Origin of the sequence: Hymenobacter ruricola, from assembly GCF_015694525.1 — a bacterium.
Classification (GTDB): Bacteria; Bacteroidota; Bacteroidia; order Cytophagales; family Hymenobacteraceae; genus Hymenobacter; species Hymenobacter ruricola.
Genome location: NZ_JADQDM010000001.1, coordinates 43823 through 62211, shown reverse-complemented (window position 1 = coordinate 62211; position 18389 = coordinate 43823). Strand labels below are relative to the sequence as shown.

At 55.5% G+C, this 18389-nt stretch carries 15 protein-coding genes; all 15 read right to left on the bottom strand.

Annotated elements, in window-relative coordinates; all coding sequences use genetic code 11:
- The gene (gene rplB / locus I2H31_RS00290) at positions 1-828 is read right to left on the bottom strand and encodes a 50S ribosomal protein L2 (RefSeq protein WP_196291007.1); all 828 of its coding nucleotides are present in this window, start codon (positions 826-828) and stop codon (positions 1-3) included.
- 51 nt (positions 829-879) lie between these two features.
- The gene (gene rplW / locus I2H31_RS00285) at positions 880-1167 is read right to left on the bottom strand and encodes a 50S ribosomal protein L23 (RefSeq protein ID WP_035567908.1); all 288 of its coding nucleotides are present in this window, start codon (positions 1165-1167) and stop codon (positions 880-882) included.
- Positions 1167-1805, bottom strand: coding sequence for a 50S ribosomal protein L4 (rplD, locus tag I2H31_RS00280; protein ID WP_196291006.1), 639 nt, complete (start codon positions 1803-1805; stop codon positions 1167-1169). Before rplD ends, rplW begins: the two co-directional genes overlap by 1 nt.
- Positions 1806-1814: 9 nt before the next feature.
- The gene (gene rplC, locus I2H31_RS00275; RefSeq protein ID WP_196291005.1) at positions 1815-2435 is read right to left on the bottom strand and encodes a 50S ribosomal protein L3; all 621 of its coding nucleotides are present in this window, start codon (positions 2433-2435) and stop codon (positions 1815-1817) included.
- Positions 2436-2596: 161 nt separating this feature from the next.
- Positions 2597-3871, bottom strand: a complete 1275-nt coding sequence (locus I2H31_RS00270) for an O-antigen ligase family protein (protein ID WP_196291004.1) — start codon at positions 3869-3871, stop codon at positions 2597-2599.
- 96 nt (positions 3872-3967) lie between these two features.
- A complete protein-coding gene (gene rpsJ, locus I2H31_RS00265; RefSeq protein ID WP_190925673.1) occupies positions 3968-4273 on the bottom strand; it encodes a 30S ribosomal protein S10 in 306 nt (101 codons plus the stop codon).
- A gap of 38 nt (positions 4274-4311) precedes the next feature.
- Positions 4312-6450 carry an elongation factor G gene (gene fusA / locus I2H31_RS00260; protein ID WP_196291003.1) on the bottom strand — a complete coding sequence of 713 codons (2139 nt, stop codon included), beginning with the start codon at positions 6448-6450 and terminating at the stop codon, positions 4312-4314.
- A gap of 102 nt (positions 6451-6552) precedes the next feature.
- Entirely contained in the window at positions 6553-7020 is a 468-nt protein-coding gene (rpsG, locus tag I2H31_RS00255) for a 30S ribosomal protein S7 (protein WP_196291002.1), read from the bottom strand.
- A 99-nt stretch (positions 7021-7119) separates the two neighbouring features.
- Positions 7120-7548, bottom strand: coding sequence for a 30S ribosomal protein S12 (gene rpsL, locus I2H31_RS00250; RefSeq protein ID WP_190925666.1), 429 nt, complete (start codon positions 7546-7548; stop codon positions 7120-7122).
- A gap of 183 nt (positions 7549-7731) precedes the next feature.
- On the bottom strand, positions 7732-8055 hold the full coding sequence (locus I2H31_RS00245; RefSeq protein WP_046245258.1) for a DUF3467 domain-containing protein: 324 nt from the start codon (positions 8053-8055) through the stop codon (positions 7732-7734).
- Between the two features lie 28 nt (positions 8056-8083).
- The gene (locus I2H31_RS00240) at positions 8084-8395 is read right to left on the bottom strand and encodes a hypothetical protein (protein ID WP_196291001.1); all 312 of its coding nucleotides are present in this window, start codon (positions 8393-8395) and stop codon (positions 8084-8086) included.
- Between the two features lie 83 nt (positions 8396-8478).
- Complete coding sequence (gene rpoC / locus I2H31_RS00235; RefSeq protein ID WP_196291000.1) at positions 8479-12831, bottom strand: DNA-directed RNA polymerase subunit beta'; 4353 nt, start codon at positions 12829-12831, stop codon at positions 8479-8481.
- A 414-nt stretch (positions 12832-13245) separates the two neighbouring features.
- Positions 13246-17091: a DNA-directed RNA polymerase subunit beta gene (gene rpoB, locus I2H31_RS00230; RefSeq protein ID WP_394368951.1), complete on the bottom strand. Its 3846-nt coding sequence runs from the start codon at positions 17089-17091 to the stop codon at positions 13246-13248.
- A 291-nt stretch (positions 17092-17382) separates the two neighbouring features.
- Positions 17383-17763 (bottom strand): 50S ribosomal protein L7/L12, encoded by a 381-nt coding sequence (rplL, locus tag I2H31_RS00225; protein WP_196290998.1) that lies wholly within the window; start codon positions 17761-17763, stop codon positions 17383-17385.
- Between the two features lie 67 nt (positions 17764-17830).
- On the bottom strand, positions 17831-18379 hold the full coding sequence (gene rplJ, locus I2H31_RS00220; protein WP_196290997.1) for a 50S ribosomal protein L10: 549 nt from the start codon (positions 18377-18379) through the stop codon (positions 17831-17833).
- Between the last annotated feature and the right edge of the window lie 10 nt (positions 18380-18389).

Below are 18389 nucleotides of genomic sequence, written 5' to 3'. Positions count from 1 at the left end.
TTACTTCTTGCCTTTGCGGCTCACAATCAGGTTCTCCGAATACTTGTTCTTGTTACGGGTCTTCTGGCCCTTAGCCAAAATGCCGTTACGGCTACGCGGGTGACCACCCGACGATTTGCCTTCGCCACCACCCATGGGGTGGTCGACAGGGTTCATTACCACACCACGAACGCGCGGACGACGACCAGCCCACCGGTTACGGCCGGCTTTGCCCATCACGGTGTTCATGTGGTCACCGTTCGACACGGTACCAACGGTGGCCATGCAGGTAACGAGCACCATGCGCATCTCGCCGGAAGGCAATTTCAGCGTGGCGTACTTCTCTTCGCGGGCTACGATTTGGGCGTAGGTACCGGCCGAGCGAGCCATTGCAGCGCCCTGGCCGGGCTGCAATTCGATGTTGTGGAGGATGGTACCGAGGGGAATCTCGCGCAGCGGCAAGGTATTGCCTACTTCGGGAGCGACGCCGGGGCCCGACACAATCTTCGCGCCTACCGTCATGCCGGCGGGAGCGATGATGTAACGCTTCTCACCATCGGCATAGTTTACCAAGGCGATGCGCGCAGTGCGGTTGGGGTCGTACTCGATGGACTTCACGACGGCCGGAACACCGGCTTTGTCGCGCTTGAAGTCCACGATGCGGTACTGGGTTTTATGACCACCGCCGATGTAGCGGTTGGACATTTTACCGGAAGAGTTCCGGCCACCCGATTTGGAGAGGGAAGTCATCAGCGACTTCTCCGGGGTCGACGTCGTAATCTCGTCGAACGCCGGCGCAACGCGGAAGCGCTGCCCTGGGGTTGTTGGTCTGAGTTTTTTAAGTGCCATTACTAGCTAGTTGTGCTTTTGCGGCGGAAGAATCTTTTGTTGGCGAAAGGCCTACAGGTTGCCGTAGAAGTCGATTACATCGCCTTCTTTCACGGTAACAATGGCTTTCTTGCCGTGGGCACGACGACCGGAAACCTGGCCGCCTTTGGTGCCTTTCGACTTCATTTTGCCAATGGTGCGCATCGTGTTGATGTCGGTAATCGTCACGCCGTACAGCGTTTCGATGTCCTTCTTGATTTGCACTTTGTTGGCGGTGCGCTCCACTTCGAAGGTGTAGCGACCTTTCTCGTTGAGGCCGGTGGCCTTTTCGGTAACGATGGGGCGTTTCAGGGTGCTCATTATTCGGCGGTGCTATAGAGTTCAACCAATGAAGCCATGCCGTCTTCCGAAATCAGGAGCGTGTCCGTGTTCAGCAAGTCGTGGGTATTGAGGCCGATGGGCGTCGACACTTTCACTTTCTGCAGGTTGCGGGCGCTGAGGATGACGTTCTTGTTCACCTCGCCGGTTACAAGCATGGTCTTTTTGCCGTTGGTCAGCTTGAGGCCGTCCAGGATGGCAACGAAGTCCTTGGTGCGGGGAGCCGTCATGGCAATGTTCTCCACAACGGAGATTTTGCCATCCTTCGCCAGGCTCGACAGAGCCGACAAACGAGCTACGCGCTTGGTCTTCTTGTTCAGCTTGAAGCTGTAGTCGCGGGGCTGCGGACCGAACATCCGGCCACCACCAACGAACACACCCGACTTCATGCTGCCGGCGCGGGCACCGCCCGTACCTTTTTGTTTCTTCAGCTTCTTCGTGGTGCCGTGCACCTCGTTGCGCTGCTTGGACTTGTGCGTGCCCTGGCGCTGGTTGGCCAGGTACTGCTTCACGTCCAGGTACATCACGTGCTCGTTTACTTCGAGACCGAAGATGGCGTCAGACAGGGTCACTTTGCGGCCGGTGTCTTCGCCTTTGAGGTTATATACTGCGAGTTCCATCGTACTAGTCTATTTCTCGATTACCACGTAAGAATTCTTCGCGCCGGGAATCGAGCCGCTCACCAGAATCAGGTTCTTGTCGCCTACTACGCGCATCACCTTCAGGTTCTGCACTTTCACGCGGTCGTTGCCCATGCGGCCACCCATGCGCATTCCTTTGAATACGCGCGAAGGCCACGAGCAAGCACCGATAGAACCGGGGTGACGCAGGCGGTTGTGCTGGCCGTGGGTCTGGCCACCAACACCCTGGAAGTTGTAACGCTTTACAACGCCCTGGAAACCCTTGCCTTTGGAAGTGCCTACTACGTCCACAAACTCGCCTTCCTCGAAGAGGGTAGCATCGATGGTGGCGCCAGCGGCGTAGGTCGATTCGGCGTCGAGGCGGAATTCAACCAGTTTTTTCTTGGGGGTCGTACCGGCTTTTTTGAAGTGACCAACCAAGGCTTTGGTGGTATTCTTCTCTTTTTTCTCGCCGTACCCAATTTGAATGGCGGTGTAACCGTCATTCGCGATAGTCTTAACCTGCGTCACTACGCACGGACCCGCTTCAATGAGCGTGCAGGGAATGTTTTTCCCGTCCGGAGTGAAGAGGCTTGTCATACCGATTTTTTTACCGATGATGCCAGGCATTCTGTTAATGATTAAATGACACAAAAAGAAAACGACCGAGTGCCGTTTTCGCTAAGGGAGTGCAAAGATAGGAAAAAAGGCTCGGGAATCACAACCGAGCGTAGAAATATTTTCGCAGTGAGGCTGTTAGCTCCGGCAGAAGGCGTGTTTTGCCGGGCGAGTTAGGCCGGACGCCAAGTGGGGTCGTTGTCGTCGCTGGGCAAAGAGCCTTGCAAGGCCAGAAGCAGGAAGAAGACTACGAAGGCTAGGCCAATCTGCGTTTCCAGCGTGTATTCGACTAAGAAGGAAAGCGCAATGCTGACGTATTGGGCTAACAGTAGTGGAGCGTGCTTCCGGCGGGCCCACCACGCTGGATAGAACATGCCAACCAGGAAAACCACAAATCCCAAGGTGCCGAAAGCGGCAAGGTTGTAGAGGTATTGGTTGTGGGGCATGATGTAGAATTCAGAGGTCATTTCAGGATATAGCTTGACGTAGCGCTTTGCCATCTCCCCTTCCAAATCGGCTTTCCCCACCCCTACCCATTTATTATCCTGCCACACAGCCAGAGCAGATTTATAGGAATACACCCGAGCAGCAATAGAGAAGTTTTTGCCTTCGGAAGCATCAGTTTGCTTCACCTTCCCAACGTCCTCCTGCGTGTTGTAAACCTTGTTGCGAAACGTGGGAAAAGCCAGGTAGCTCAGCAAGGGTAGCATTAATAGAACAGCTCCTAACGCACCGGCTTGCTTCCACCGGCGCTTGCGGAGCACCAACCACAGAATTGCCAGTCCACCTAAAGCGTAAAAAGTCATTTCCCCGCTACGCACAGCCAGCAAGTGCAGGAAAAGAGCAAGGGCGACAATTGCTCCAATAAGCCACGCTCGCCACTTAGGTTGCACTGCACCATGCGCAAGCAGCAGAGTTCCAGCCGCAATGGCCAATGCGATGATGAGACTAAAGCGAATGTGGTCCGGCTCAGTCGGCATCACCTTCGAATGCAGATACATCTCATTGACGGTACTGGTATGCAGCAGATAGTTGATAGTAGCTCCAAGAGCTGCAACAAGGGTCGCAGTAATGAGTAGCAACCACAGCCATCGCAAATATCGGCTTGGCAATGCCGGCAGCAGCCAGAACCCAAGTACCAATGCGAGAAACGGCAGTTGCAGAACTATGTCACGGCCGTATTCGCCTATGTTTGACGCATCTGTATTTAAGCCCTGGAAAAGGTGTAATAGGAATACCAGAAACAGGCTGCCAAATACTGGCCATGCTTGGCTGTTCGCTATATGACGGTATGTAATGGCGTAGATAAGCCCCGTAAGCGCAATGCCGGCCATCCCGATACTGGGTAGAATCCGAAACCAGTGGGCAATGAAAATTCCGACGATGATGCAACTACAGAAAAACAATGCGGCTAAGTGCAGGCGGGCAACAGAGAAAACAGATTGCATGTAGTCAGAAAAATGGCCCCGCAAGTTCCAAAGAAAAAGCCCTACCGCGACGAATCACGGCAGGGCTTTAACTCAATTAAGACTGAAATTGACTTCTCAGACTTTGATTTCTACGTCAACGCCGCTGGGCAGTTCCAGCTTCATGAGGGCATCAACGGTCTTCGATGAGGTTGAGAAGATGTCCACTAGGCGCTTGTAGGTGCAGAGCTGGAATTGCTCCCGGCTCTTCTTGTTCACGTGGGGCGAGCGTAGCACGGTGAATTTCTCCTTCTGCGTGGGCAACGGAATGGGGCCGCTCACGATAGCACCGGTGGCCTTCACAGCCTTCACGATTTTCTCGGAGGATTTGTCGACCAGGTTGTGGTCGTAGCTTTTCAGCTTGATGCGAATTTTCTGGTTCATTGTGTTGGGTAGGAGCCGATTGCTCCAGTTAGAAAAGCTTATTTACCTCCTTTGGTTTTGGCAACGATGGCGTCAGCCAGGTTGGTGGGCACCTGCTCGTAGTGCGAGAACGTGAGCGAAGCCGAGGCACGGCCCGACGAAATCGTACGGAGCGCAGTTACGTAGCCGAACAGTTCCGACAGCGGAACATCGGCCTTGATAACCTGAGCACCAGCCTTGGTGTCCATGCCTTTCATCAGACCACGACGACGGTTCAAGTCACCGGTTACGGGACCCGTGTACTCGTCGGGGCAAACCACTTCAACGGCCATGATGGGCTCCAGCAATTTCGGGCCGGCCTTCTTGGCAGCTTCACGGAAACCGTCACGGGCGGCGAGTTCGAACGACAGGGCGTCCGAGTCAACGTCGTGGAACGAACCGTGGTACAGACGCACCTTCATGGCTTCGAGCGGGAAGCCGGCCAGCGGGCCACGCTTCATGGCTTCTTCGAAACCTTTCTGGATGGGCTGGATGAATTCGCGCGGGATAACACCGCCTACGATGGCGTTGTCGAACTCCAGACCGGGTTTCTCCGGCTCGGTTTCTTTCGGGCCCAGCTCAAACACGATGTCGCCGAATTTACCGCGGCCACCAGTCTGCTTCTTATACGTCTCGCGGTGGTCAACCACCTTGGTGAGAATCTCCTTGTAGGCCACCTGCGGGGCACCCTGGTTGATTTCCACTTTAAATTCACGACGCATACGGTCGATGATGATTTCAAGGTGAAGCTCGCCCATGCCGCGGAGGATGGTCTGGCCGGTTTCCTCGTCCGTGTTCACGCGCAGCGTGGGGTCTTCCTCGATGAGCTTGGCGATGGCCATGCCCATTTTGTCGACGTCAGCTTGCGTTTTCGGCTCGATGGCGTAACCAATTACCGGCTCGGGGAAGCTCATCGATTCCAGAACCATCGGGTTCTTCTCATCGGTCAGCGTGTCGCCGGTTTTGATGTCTTTGAAACCAACGCCTGCAGCAATGTCACCGGCCTGAATCTTGTCGATGGGGTTCTGCTTGTTGGAGTGCATCTGCATGAGGCGCGAAATACGCTCCTTTTTACCAGTGCGGTTGTTGAGCACGTACGAGCCCGAGTCCAGCACGCCGCTGTAGCAGCGGAAGAAGCACAAACGGCCTACGAACGGGTCGGTAGCAATTTTGAACGCCAGGGCGGTGAAGGGCTCCGAGTTATCGGGGTGACGCTCGATTTCGTCGCCGCTTTCGGGGTTGGTACCGATGATGGCGGGCATGTCGAGCGGCGACGGCAGGTACGCCATAACAGCATCCAGCATCGTTTGTACACCCTTGTTTTTGAAAGCCGAACCGCAGAGTACGGGCGAGAACTTCATGTCGATAACCGCCTGGCGGATAACAACCATCATTTCTTCGCGGGTAATCGAGTCGGGGTTGTCGAAGAATTTCTCCATCAACGTGTCGTCGTATTCAGCAACGCTTTCCACGAGCTTCTCGCGCCACTCGCGCACCGTGTCAACGAGGTCCTCGGGAACGGGGATTTCGTCGTATGACTTGCCTTCGGTTTTATCGTCCCACACGATGGCTTTGCCAGTCAGCAGGTCAACTACGCCTTTAAAGGTTTCCTCAGCTCCAATCGGAATCTGCAGGGGAATGGGGTTAGCGCCCAGTTTCTCCTTGATTTCGTTTACAGCTTTGAAGAAGTCTGCACCGGCACGGTCCATCTTGTTGACGAAACAAATGCGGGGCACTTTGTACTTATCAGCCTGACGCCATACGGTTTCCGACTGCGGCTCCACGCCCGAAACGGCGCAGAACAAAGCCACAGCACCGTCGAGCACGCGCAGCGAACGTTCTACTTCTACCGTGAAGTCAACGTGGCCGGGGGTGTCAATCAGGTTGATTTTGTACTGCTTGGTTTCCGACGTCGGGTCGCCCTTGATGTCGGTCGGGTAGTTCCAGAAGGTGGTGGTAGCAGCCGAAGTAATCGTGATGCCACGCTCCTGCTCCTGCTCCATCCAGTCCATCGTGGCCGCACCATCGTGCACTTCCCCGATTTTGTGGGTTTTACCCGTGTAGTACAGAATACGCTCCGACGTCGTGGTCTTACCGGCGTCGATGTGCGCCATAATCCCGATGTTGCGGAGGTAATAAAGGTCTTTATTAACGGCCATTGTTACAATGAGTGAGTTAGTGAATAAGCGAATGAGTGAATCAGTGATTAGGTTCCGTTAGGGGTAAATCACTCATTCACTCATTCGCTTATTCGCACTTGGTTAGAAACGGAAGTGCGAGAAGGCCTTGTTGGCCTCGGCCATGCGGTGGGTGTCGTCTTTTTTCTTAACGGCAGCACCTTCGCCTTTGGCGGCAGCGATGATTTCGCCGGCCAGCTTGTCCTTCATGGTCTTCTCACCACGACGACGGGCGTACTGAATCATCCACTTGGCACCCACCGAAATGCGGCGGTCAGCGCGCACTTCAATCGGAACCTGGAAGGTAGCACCACCTACGCGGCGGCTTTTCACTTCCACGGTGGGCATCACGTTGTTCAATGCTTTGCGCCACATTTCGAGGCCGCTCTCCTTGGTGCGCTGCTCCACGAGGTCGCAGGCGTCATAGAAGATGGTGTACGCCAGGTTTTTCTTGCCGTCGTACATCATGTAGTTCACGAAGCGGGTTACCAGCGTCTCCTTGTATTTAGGGTCCGGCAGCAGAACGCGCTTTTTCGGTTTTGACTTTCTCATGATTATATGTAGTGCTTGGTGCTCGGTGCTTGGTGCTTGGCATCTTGAGTTCGTATCAACGACCCAAGCACCAAGCACCAAGCACCAGGCACTATCTAATTACTTCTTTTTGCCGGGTGCTGGTTTGCCACCTTTACCCGTTGCTGCGGGCTGACCGGGCTTCGGACGCTTGGCGCCGTACTTCGAGCGGCGCTGCGTGCGGCCGTTTACACCGGCGGTGTCTAGGGCGCCACGGATGATGTGGTAGCGAACGCCTGGCAAGTCTTTAACCCGGCCACCACGAATCAGCACGATGCTGTGTTCCTGGAGGTTGTGGCCTTCACCGGGGATGTATGCGTTTACTTCCTTACCGTTAGTAAGGCGCACACGGGCCACTTTGCGCATAGCCGAGTTCGGCTTCTTAGGCGTGGTGGTGTACACACGGGTGCACACGCCCCGACGCTGCGGGCACGAATCAAGAGCGGGCGACTTCGACTTGGTAGTCAAAGCCTCACGGCCTTTCCGTACGAGTTGGTTAATGGTTGGCATTTAGAGAATGGTTGGTTTGGAGCCGTTTGCCCCTAAAATTTGGCTTGCAAAGGTAAGAGTATTCCGGCGCAATAGCAAACAGAGTGAGGATGTTAATTTTATGGTCATTGAGTTTGCGCCAAAATTAAAAGCGCCTCCACTGGAAAATGGAGGCGCTTTCACAGCTAGAGCTTCTGGTTCAGCTTACGCCTCCCCTACCGCGCCGCCGAAGTTCATCGGGTAGCTGGGGGCTTCGCTCTGCATCTTGATGGTGCCGAAAGCGGCTTCAAACCGCTCGATGTTCTCGGTGAGGGCTTGCAGGAGGCGCTTGGCGTGCTCGGGCGTGACGACGATGCGCGCCTTCACCTTGGCCTTGGGCAGGCCGGGCATCATGCGGATGAAGTCAATCACAAACTCGCTGTTGCTATGCGCAATCATGGCGAGGTTGGCGTATTCGCCCTCGGCCATGGCTTCGGAAAGCTCGATGTTGATGGCGTTGGGGTCTGGGTTTTGGTCGGTTGGTTGCATATGCTTTACTTGGCTGTTTACCGGTAATCTATTCTAAAAGAGAAGTTTTTGCTTTGTGAAGTGCTTCAATTAATAGGTCAAAGTCGACAACTTTATTGGTCTTCTTATCATTCAGCAAGCCAAATAACTCAACCATGACTTTATCTGGCCCTTCCTCTTTGCTAACAATAGCCACTAGTTGTCCATTTGACTTGACTTCGATATGGTCGAATTGGTCAATCCCATTTTCTTCTGCCCATTTTTTAGCGGACGCAGTAGCTTCAGCGTTTTCAACATATACATATGCTACTAGCTCTTCGTAGTCAATAGGACTTCCAATTACGATTGTATACTTCGGCATTGTCTCATGCTGTAATTAATCTTAAACAGAAAAAGCCGACCGGGTCACCCCAGTCGGCTTTTCCATTACAAACCTACGGCGGATTACTCAGCCGACACTTCGCGCTTGCCAGCACGGCTGGGACGCTTGGCGGGAACGGCAGCTTCGGCGGCCTGGGCGGCTTGGGCAGCCTCCATTTCCTCTTTCGAGCCTACTACCTGACGCGTGTACTCGCGCAAGCCAGTACCGGCCGGGATGAGGTGACCGACGATTACGTTCTCTTTCAAGCCCAACAGTTGGTCGGCCTTGCCGCGGATGGCGGCTTCGCTCAGCACCTTGGTCGTCTCCTGGAAGGATGCGGCCGAGATGAACGAGGCCGTACCCAACGACGCCTGCGTGATGCCTTGCAGCGTGGGGCGCGACACGGCGGGCTGGGCATCGCGCACCTGGACGAGGGCAAGGTCACGGCGCTTCAGGCTGCTGTTCTCGTCGCGGAGGCGACGGGCCGTCACAATCTGACCGGGCTTCAGGTTGGTCGAATCACCGGCTTCGGTCACCACCTTCATGTCGATAATCATGTCGTTCTCAGCCATGAATATGATTTTGTCAATCACCTGGTTTTCGAGGAACGACGTGTCACCGGCATCCAGAATCACGACTTTCTGCATCATCTGGCGGACTACCACCTCGATGTGCTTGTCGTTGATTTTCACACCCTGCAAGCGGTACACTTCCTGAATCTCGTTCACGAGGTACTCCTGCACGGCGCCGGGGCCCTGAATGCTCAGGATGTCCGAAGGCGTGATGGCACCATCCGACAGCGGCATGCCGGCGCGAATGAAGTCGTTGTCCTGCACCAGAATGTGCTTCGACAGCGGCACCATGTATTTTTTCTTCACGCCGTCTTTCGACTCCACGAAGATTTCACGGTTGCCACGCTTCACGGTGCCGTAGGTTACCACACCATCGATTTCCGAGACCACGGCGGGGTTAGACGGGTTACGAGCCTCGAAGAGTTCGGTAACACGCGGCAGACCACCGGTGATGTCGCGGGTCTTGCCCACGGAGCGCGGAATCTTGGCCAGGATGTGACCGGCCGTGATTTTGTCGTTGTTCTCCACGTTCAAGTGCGAGCCCACCGGGATGCTGTAGGCCTTCTGGCCTTCCACATCGCCTTTTTTGCCGGGACGCACAATGATGGACGGGTTCTGGTCCTTGGCCTTCGATTCGATAATCACCTTCTCGCGGTGACCAGTCTGTTCGTCCGACTCTTCGCGGTAGGTGATGCCTTCGGTGATGGCGTCGAACTGCACGGTACCATCAAACTCGGCCAGAATAACGGCGTTGTAGGGGTCCCAGGTATTCAGCTCCGTGCCTTTTTCCACTTGTTGGCCTTCCGTTACGAGCATGAACGAGCCGTAGGGAACGTGGTTGGAAGTGAAGACGCGGCCCGTGCCTTTCTCCACGATACGGATTTCACCCGAGCGGCCCATTACCACAGCACCCTTCACGCCTTCCGGCGTGGTAGTGGCCACGGTACGAACGTCTTCGAATTCAACCACACCCGCGAATTTGGCTTTGATGCTCGACTCAACGGCGATGTTGGAAGCCGTACCACCTACGTGGAAGGTACGCAGGGTCAGCTGCGTGCCGGGCTCACCAATCGACTGAGCGGCGATAACACCCACGGCCTCGCCACGCTGCACCATGCGGCCCGAAGCCAGGTTGCGGCCGTAGCACTTGGCGCAGATGCCGCGCTTGCTTTCGCAGGTCAGCACCGAACGGATTTCCACCGACTCAATGCCCGCGATGTCGATGCGACGCGTGGTGTCTTCCTTGATTTCCGAGCCGGAAGCCAGGAGCACCTCGTTGGTGTTCGGGTCCACGATGTCGTGCACCGTCACGCGGCCGAGGATACGCTCCGACAGCGGCTCCACGATGTCCTCGTTGTCTTTCAACGCGAAGGTCTCGATGCCGCGTAGGGTACCGCAGTCTTGCTCGTTCACAATCACGTCCTGCGAAACGTCCACCAGACGACGGGTCAGGTAGCCGGCGTCAGCCGTCTTTAGAGCCGTGTCAGCCAGACCTTTACGGGCACCGTGCGTCGAGATGAAGTACTCGATTACGTCGAGGCCTTCTTTGAAGTTCGACAGAATCGGGTTTTCGATAATCTCGCCAATCGAGCCTTGCAGCGACTTCTGGGGCTTGGCCATCAGACCACGCATACCGCCCAGCTGACGAATCTGCTCGCGCGAGCCACGGGCTCCCGAGTGCATCATCATGTAGATGGAGTTGAAGCCCTGGTTTTCCTTCTCCAGACGGCCCATCAACGTTTCCGTAATTTGGTTGTTGATGCGCGTCCAGATGTCGATAACCTGATTGTAACGCTCGTTGTCCGTAATCAGACCCATCTGGTAGTTCTGGGTTACGGCCGCCACGTCGGCTTGTGCCTGCTTCACCAGCTCATCCTTCTCTTTCGGGATATTGATGTCGCCGAGACCCATGCTCAGACCGCCTTTGTAGGCCGACTGGAAACCGAGGGTTTTGATGTCATCGAGGAACTGTGCGGTGCGGGCCATGCCCGTGCGCTTGAACACCAGCGAAATGATTTGCTGGAGCTTCTTCTTGGTCAGCAGCTCGTCCACGAAACCTACTTCCTCCGGCACCAGCTGGTTGAAGAGCACGCGGCCAGCCACGGTTTCCACCACTTTGGTTACGAGGTCATCGTTTTCGTCGCGAACCTGCGTACGCACCTTAATGTATGCGTGCTTCGAGAGCTGGCCTTCATTGATGGCAATTACCACTTCTTCATCCGAGTAGAACACACGGCCTTCGCCCTGAATCGTCTCGTTTTCGGTGCTGCGCTTGCCTTTGGTCACGTAGTACAGACCCAGAACCATGTCCTGCGACGGTACCGCGATGGGCGCGCCGTTGGCGGGGTTCAGGATGTTGTGCGACGCCAGCATGAGCATGGAGGCTTCCAGGATAGCGGCCGGGCCGAGGGGCACGTGCACAGCCATCTGGTCACCGTCAAAGTCAGCGTTAAAAGCCGTACAAACGAGGGGGTGCAGCTGGATAGCCTTGCCCTCGATGAGACGCGGCTGGAACGCCTGGATGCCCAAGCGGTGCAGCGTAGGAGCACGGTTGAGGAGCACCGGGTGGCCTTTCAGCACATTTTCCAGGATGTCCCACACCACGGCGTCCTTGCGGTCCACAATCTTCTTAGCCGACTTCACCGTCTTCACAATGCCGCGCTCGATGAGCTTGCGGATGATGAACGGCTTGAACAGCTCGGCCGCCATATTCTTAGGCAGACCGCACTCGTGCAGCTTCAGCTCCGGACCCACGACGATTACCGAACGACCCGAGTAGTCGACACGCTTACCGAGCAGGTTCTGACGGAAGCGGCCCTGCTTGCCTTTCAGCATATCGGACAGCGACTTCAGGGCGCGGTTGCCTTCGGCGCGCACGGCGTTCACCTTACGCGAGTTATCGAAGAGCGAGTCAACAGCTTCCTGTAGCATGCGCTTCTCGTTCCGCAGAATCACCTCGGGCGCTTTGATTTCAATCAGGCGCTTGAGGCGGTTGTTGCGGATGATAACGCGACGGTACAGGTCGTTCAAGTCGGACGTGGCGAAACGGCCACCGTCCAACGGCACGAGGGGGCGCAGTTCCGGCGGAATCACCGGCACCATGCGGATTACCATCCACTCGGGCTTGTTCTCGATGCGGGTGGCGGCGTCACGGAAAGCTTCCACCACGCGCAGACGCTTCAACGCCTCAGCCTTACGCTGCTGCGAGGTTTCGTGGGCTGCGGAGTCGCGCAGCGAGTAGCTCAACTCGTCCAGGTTGATGCGCTCCAGCAGCATGTGCAGGGCATCGGCACCCATGCGGGCGATGAACTTGTTGGGGTCCTCGTTGGGCAGCATCTGGTTCTCCCGGGGGAGTTTATCGATGATGTCCAAGTATTCATCTTCCGTGAGGAAGTCGAGCACTTGCACGCCTTCTTCAGCCAGCGAACCGGGCTGAACCACGACGTACCGCTCGTAATAGATAATCTGGTCGAGCTTCTTGGTGGGCAGGCCCAGCAGGTAGCCGATTTTGTTGGGGAGCGATTTGAAGTACCAGATGTGCGCAACAGGCACCACCAGTTCGATGTGGCCCATGCGCTCGCGACGCACCTTCTTCTCGGTCACCTCCACGCCGCAACGGTCGCAGATGATGCCCTTGTAGCGGATGCGCTTGTACTTACCGCAGTGGCATTCCCAGTCCTTTACCGGACCGAAAATCCGCTCGCAGAACAAGCCACCCATTTCGGGCTTGTAGGTGCGGTAGTTAATGGTTTCAGGCTTCACCACTTCGCCGGTGCTGCGCTCCAGAATTGCTTCGGGCGAGGCCAGCGAGATGGTGACTTTGGAGAAGTCCTGAACTACTTTCTTGTTTTTTGCGAAAGCCATTTGATTGGGGTTGAGCTAGTAGCTGTTGGCTTTGAGCTGCCTGATTCTTCGCCGTTCGCCAGAAGGGCGCAAGAGAATCAAAACAGGTTGACGCTTCAAAAAGTGCCTTTGCTTAACAGATAGGTATGTCGGGCAAAGGCACTCTGAAAAGGTCGAAAAATTAAAACTGCTGACAAGGCGGAATGATGAAAAGGCCTTCGATTAAGATTCACTGGGGGTTTGCTGCTGCACTGACCATATCTCGGAACAGCCCCCGCTCCTCTTTCACCGAAGCGTTTTCTCACCTTCTTTTACCAGAGTGGCTCAATCAGCTACTCTTATTGTCTGCCGGACAGTTTAGTTGTTAGTTGCTTGTTGTCAGTTGTTGGTTTCAATAAAGAACCTGACAACTGACAACAAGCAACTAACAACTAGTTATTCCATCGTGATTTCGAGTGCCAGACCACGGAGTTCGTGGAGCAACACGTTGAACGACTCGGGGATATTCGGCTTGGGCAGAACGTCACCTTTTACAATGGCTTCGTACGCCTTGGCGCGGCCCACCACGTCATCCGATTTCACGGTCAGGATTTCCTGGAGGACGTTGGAAGCACCGAAAGCTTCCAATGCCCACACTTCCATCTCGCCGAAGCGCTGGCCACCGAACTGCGCCTTGCCACCCAGCGGCTGCTGCGTGATGAGCGAGTACGGTCCGATGGAACGAGCGTGCATCTTGTCGTCCACCAAGTGACCCAGCTTGAGCATGTAAATCACGCCCACGGTCACCGGCTGGTCGAAACGGTCGCCCGTCAGACCATCGTGCAGGTAAGCACGGCCCCAGTCGGGCAAGCCAGCCTCGGTCAGCTCGCGAGCTACTTCGTCCTCAGTAGCGCCGTCGAAAATCGGAGTCGAATAAGTACGACCCATTTTCAGCCCAGCCCAGCCAAGTACCGTCTCGTAAATCTGACCGATGTTCATGCGGCTTGGTACACCCAGCGGGTTCAGCACAATGTCCATCGGCGTGCCGTCGGGCAGGAAAGGCATGTCCTCATCGCGCACGATGCGGGCTACCACACCCTTGTTACCGTGGCGGCCGGCCATTTTATCACCCACCTTCAGCTTGCGCTTCTTGGCAATGTATACTTTGGCCAACTGCACGATGCCAGCAGGCAGTTCGTCGCCCACTTCTAGGGTAAAGCGTTGACGCTTGAATTTCGCGGTGATGGTGTTGCGGCGCTTGGCGTAGTTACGCACCAGTTCCAGCACCAAGCCATTCACGCGGGCATCAGCCGTCCAACCTTCCAGAATCAGGTCCTTGAACAGGTTCACTTCTTCCGGAACAGCGTAGTTGCTCTCGTCCTTGTAAGGGTTCTTCTCCGGGAACATGCCCTCGGTGATGTTCTTGCGGTTGAACTTCACGCCCTTGGCAATCATCTCCTCGCCGAAGCGGTGCTTGATGCCCTGCGACGTTTTGCCTTCCAGCAATTGCACCAGCTTGTCAATCATAACGGCTTTTACGCCGCGCAGCTCCTGCGAGTAGGTCGACTTGAGGTCTTCGACTTCCTTCTTCGACTTAGCCCGGAGGTTCTTGTCTTTCTTCGGCCGCGAGAATAGTTTGGTGCCAATCACCACACCGTTCAAGGAGGGCGGCGCCTTAAGCGAAGCATCCTTCACATCGCCGGCCTTGTCGCCGAAGATGGCGCGGAGCAGCTTCTCTTCCGGAGTCGGGTCCGTCTCGCCTTTCGGCGTGATTTTACCAATCAGGATGTCGCCTTCCTTCACTTCAGCGCCGAGGCGAATGATACCGTTGTCGTCGAGGTTGCGCACAGCTTCTTCGCTCACGTTCGGAATTTCCGAGGTCAACTCTTCTTCGCCACGCTTGGTCTCGCGCACTTCCAGCTCAAACTCTTCGATGTGAATCGAGGTAAAGATGTCGTCGCGCACCACACGCTCCGAGATGACGATGGCATCCTCGAAGTTGTAGCCTTGCCACGGCATGAACGCCACCTGCATGTTGCGGCCCAAAGCGAGTTCACCCTGGTTGGTGCCGTAGCCTTCGCACAAGGGCTGGCCTTTGGTCACCCGCTCACCGCGCTTCACGAGCGGCGTCAGGTTGAGGCAAGTGTCCTGGTTGGTGCGACGGAACTTGATGAGGTCGTACGTAATACGCTCCGCGTCGAAGCTCACCATGATGTCGTCCTCGGAGAGGTCGTACTTCACGACAATCTTGTTAGCGTCCACGTAGTCAATCACACCGTCACCCTCGGCCATAATCAGCGTGCGCGAGTCGGTAGCAATGCGGCCTTCCAGACCCGTGCCCACAATCGGAGCCTCGGGGCGGAGCAGCGGCACAGCCTGGCGTTGCATGTTCGAGCCCATGAGCGCACGGTTGGCGTCATCATGCTCCAGGAACGGAATCAGCGATGCAGCTACCGATACAATCTGGTTCGGGGCTACGTCCATGTATGTGTACTCATCCGGGCTAACCACGGGGAAGTCACCTTCAAAACGGCCTTTCACCAGTTCCTGGGTCAGCTTGCCGTTGTCGTCCAGCAGCGAGTTGGCCTGGGCGATGTGGTGTGTGTCCTCTTCCTCAGCGGTCAGGAACTTCACGTTCTCGCTCATGTCCACCTTGCCCGACTTCACGTCACGGTAAGGCGTCTCAATGAAGCCCATCGAGTTCACGCGAGCGTGCACGCACAGCGACGAAATCAGACCGATGTTCGGGCCTTCCGGCGTTTCAATGGTGCAAAGACGGCCGTAGTGAGTGTAGTGAACGTCACGTACTTCGAAACCAGCGCGCTCACGCGACAGACCTCCCGGCCCGAGCGCCGATACGCGACGCTTGTGTGTCACCTCAGCCAGCGGGTTCGTCTGGTCCATGAACTGCGACAGCTGGTTCGTACCGAAGAACGAGTTGATAACGCTTGACAGAGTACGGGCATTAATCAGGTCAACCGGCTTGAAGTCTTCGTTGTCGCGCACGTTCATGCGCTCCTTGATGGTACGCGCCATACGGGCCAAGCCCACGCCAAACTGGGCGTATAGTTGCTCGCCCACGGTGCGTACACGACGGTTGCTCAAGTGGTCAATGTCATCGACAATGGCCTTCGAGTTGCTCAAGCCAATCAGGTACTTCACAATCAGAACAATGTCCTGGTTGGTCAATACCCGCGACTCCTGGTCCATGCCAATCTGCAGCTTCTTGTTAATCCGGTAGCGGCCCACCTCGCCGAGGTCGTAGCGCTTGTCCGAGAAAAACAGCTTCTGGATGATGTCGCGAGCGGTTTCTTCGTCTGGCGCCTCCGTGTTACGGAGTTGGCGATAAATCTGCTCAACAGCTTCCTTCTCCGAGTTGGAGTTGTCCTTCTGCAGTGTGTTGTAGATAATTGCGAAGTCTGCAATGTTCACGTTCTCACGGTGCAGGATTACCGACTTGGCGCCGGCCTCCAGAATCACGTCAATGTCAGCGTCCTCAATCGTGGCATCGCGCTCCAGCAACACTTCATTGCGGTCGATGGACACCACTTCGCCGGTGTCTTCGTCCACGAAGTCTTCTGTCCAAGTGCGCAGCACCCGAGCAGCCAGCTTGCGACCAACGGCCTTTTTAAGATTTTTCTTGTCGGCCTTCACCTCTTCCGACAGTCCGAACAAGTCGAGAATGTCTTTATCAGTGCCATAGCCGATGGCGCGAAGCAGCGTCGTCACCGGGAACTTCTTCTTCCGGTCGATGTATGCGTACATCACGTTATTCACGTCCGTGGCGAATTCAATCCACGAACCTTTGAACGGAATAATACGGGCCGAATACAGCTTGGTGCCGTTCGTGTGCTTGCTCTGAGCGAAGAACACGCCCGGCGAGCGGTGCAGCTGCGATACAATAACGCGCTCGGCGCCGTTGATAACAAACGAGCCCTTTACGGTCATGTAAGGGATATTCCCGAGGAACACCTCCTGCTCAATCGTCTCAAAGTCTTCGTTGTCCTTGTCGTTGCAAATCAAACGCAGCTTGGCCTTCAGCGGAACCGAGTAGGTCAGGCCGCGGTCGATGCACTCGTCCACCGAATACTTCGGCGGGTCAACGTGGTAATCAATAAAGTTGAGTACAAAATTTTCGCGCGAGTCCGAAATCGGAAAGTTCTCGGCAAACACTTTGAACAATCCTTCGTTAGAACGACGCTCAGCAGCGGTTTCCAACTGAAAGAATTCCTGGAACGAGCGCACTTGCACGTCCAGGAAGTCCGGGTACTCGATAACCTTCTTAATCTTGGCGAAATTGATTCGCTCGGCGGCCGTTTTCTTGAGGGCGGCCGTCTGTGCTTTCGGTGTAGCCAATGCGATGGGGATTATAAGATGGACACAGAAGCGTAAAGTGGGAAGCCGGGGTGGCGGCTCGTCAGCGGTGCAGCGCACTCCCCAACCACCTGTGCAACAAGATGGTTAGCTGACATAGCAAAAGCGCGAACCGGGTAGCTCGCGCGGTTGACACGCTACAAACAGGAAAAGACCTGGCTAAGTTGCCAGGTCTAATCCTTATTTGAAGCGGGTCCGGAGATGCTTCAGGAGCAGAAATTACTTAACCTCTACTTCAGCACCGGCTTCTTCGAGTTGCTTCTTCAGCGACTCAGCCTCGTCTTTGGCTACACCTTCTTTCACGGGCTTGGGAGCGCCGTCAACCAGTTCCTTAGCCTCTTTCAGGCCCAGGCCGGTCAGGTCTTTCACCAGTTTCACAACAGCCAGCTTCTGGCCACCGGCAGCTTTCAGGATAACGTCGAATGCCGTCTTCTCCTCAGGAGCTTCAGCAGCAGCAGCGCCGCCGCCACCTTGCATCATTACAGGAGCAGCAGCAGCGGGCTCGATGCCGTACTCGTCCTTCAGGATGCCTGCCAATTCGTTTACTTCTTTCACCGTCAGGTTTACGAGCTGCTCAGCGAATGCTTTCAAATCTGCCATTTCTGTAGATTGTTAAAAAAAGTGTTGTTGAAAATTTGTTATTGAAGTCGAAAAAGAGAGTTGGCGCTTAGGCGGCCTCTTTCTCGGAAAGCGTTTTGAGGATACCAGCCAGTTTGTTGCCGCCGCTCGACAGAGCAGAGATAACGTTTTTGGCGGGCGACTGGAGCAGACCGATGAGTTCACCGAGCAATTCCTGTTTGCCTTTGATGGTAGTCAAAGTCTCGAGCTGGCTCGAGCCGATGTAGATGCTGGCATCCACATAAGCGCCTTTCAGCACGGGCTTGGGCTCCACCCCACGGGCGTAGTTTTGAGCTTTGTAGAAGTCGCGCAGCAATTTGGCAGGAGCCGAACCGCTCTCCGTGGAGAACAGCACTCCCGACTGGCCTTTCAGCGCGGCATCCATTTCCGACGTGTCGTGGCCGAGGGTGTCTAGTGCTTTCCGGATAAAGGTGTTTTTGTACACCTTGTATTCCAGGCCGCGGTTGAACGCCAGGCGACGGAAGTCGTTGATTTTCGCTACCGACATTACCGAAGCATCGACAATGTAGAACGAGTTGTGCGATTGCATTTTTCCGCTCAACTCATCCACGAGGGCTTGTTTTTCTTCCCGGGTCATGTTTGGTTGA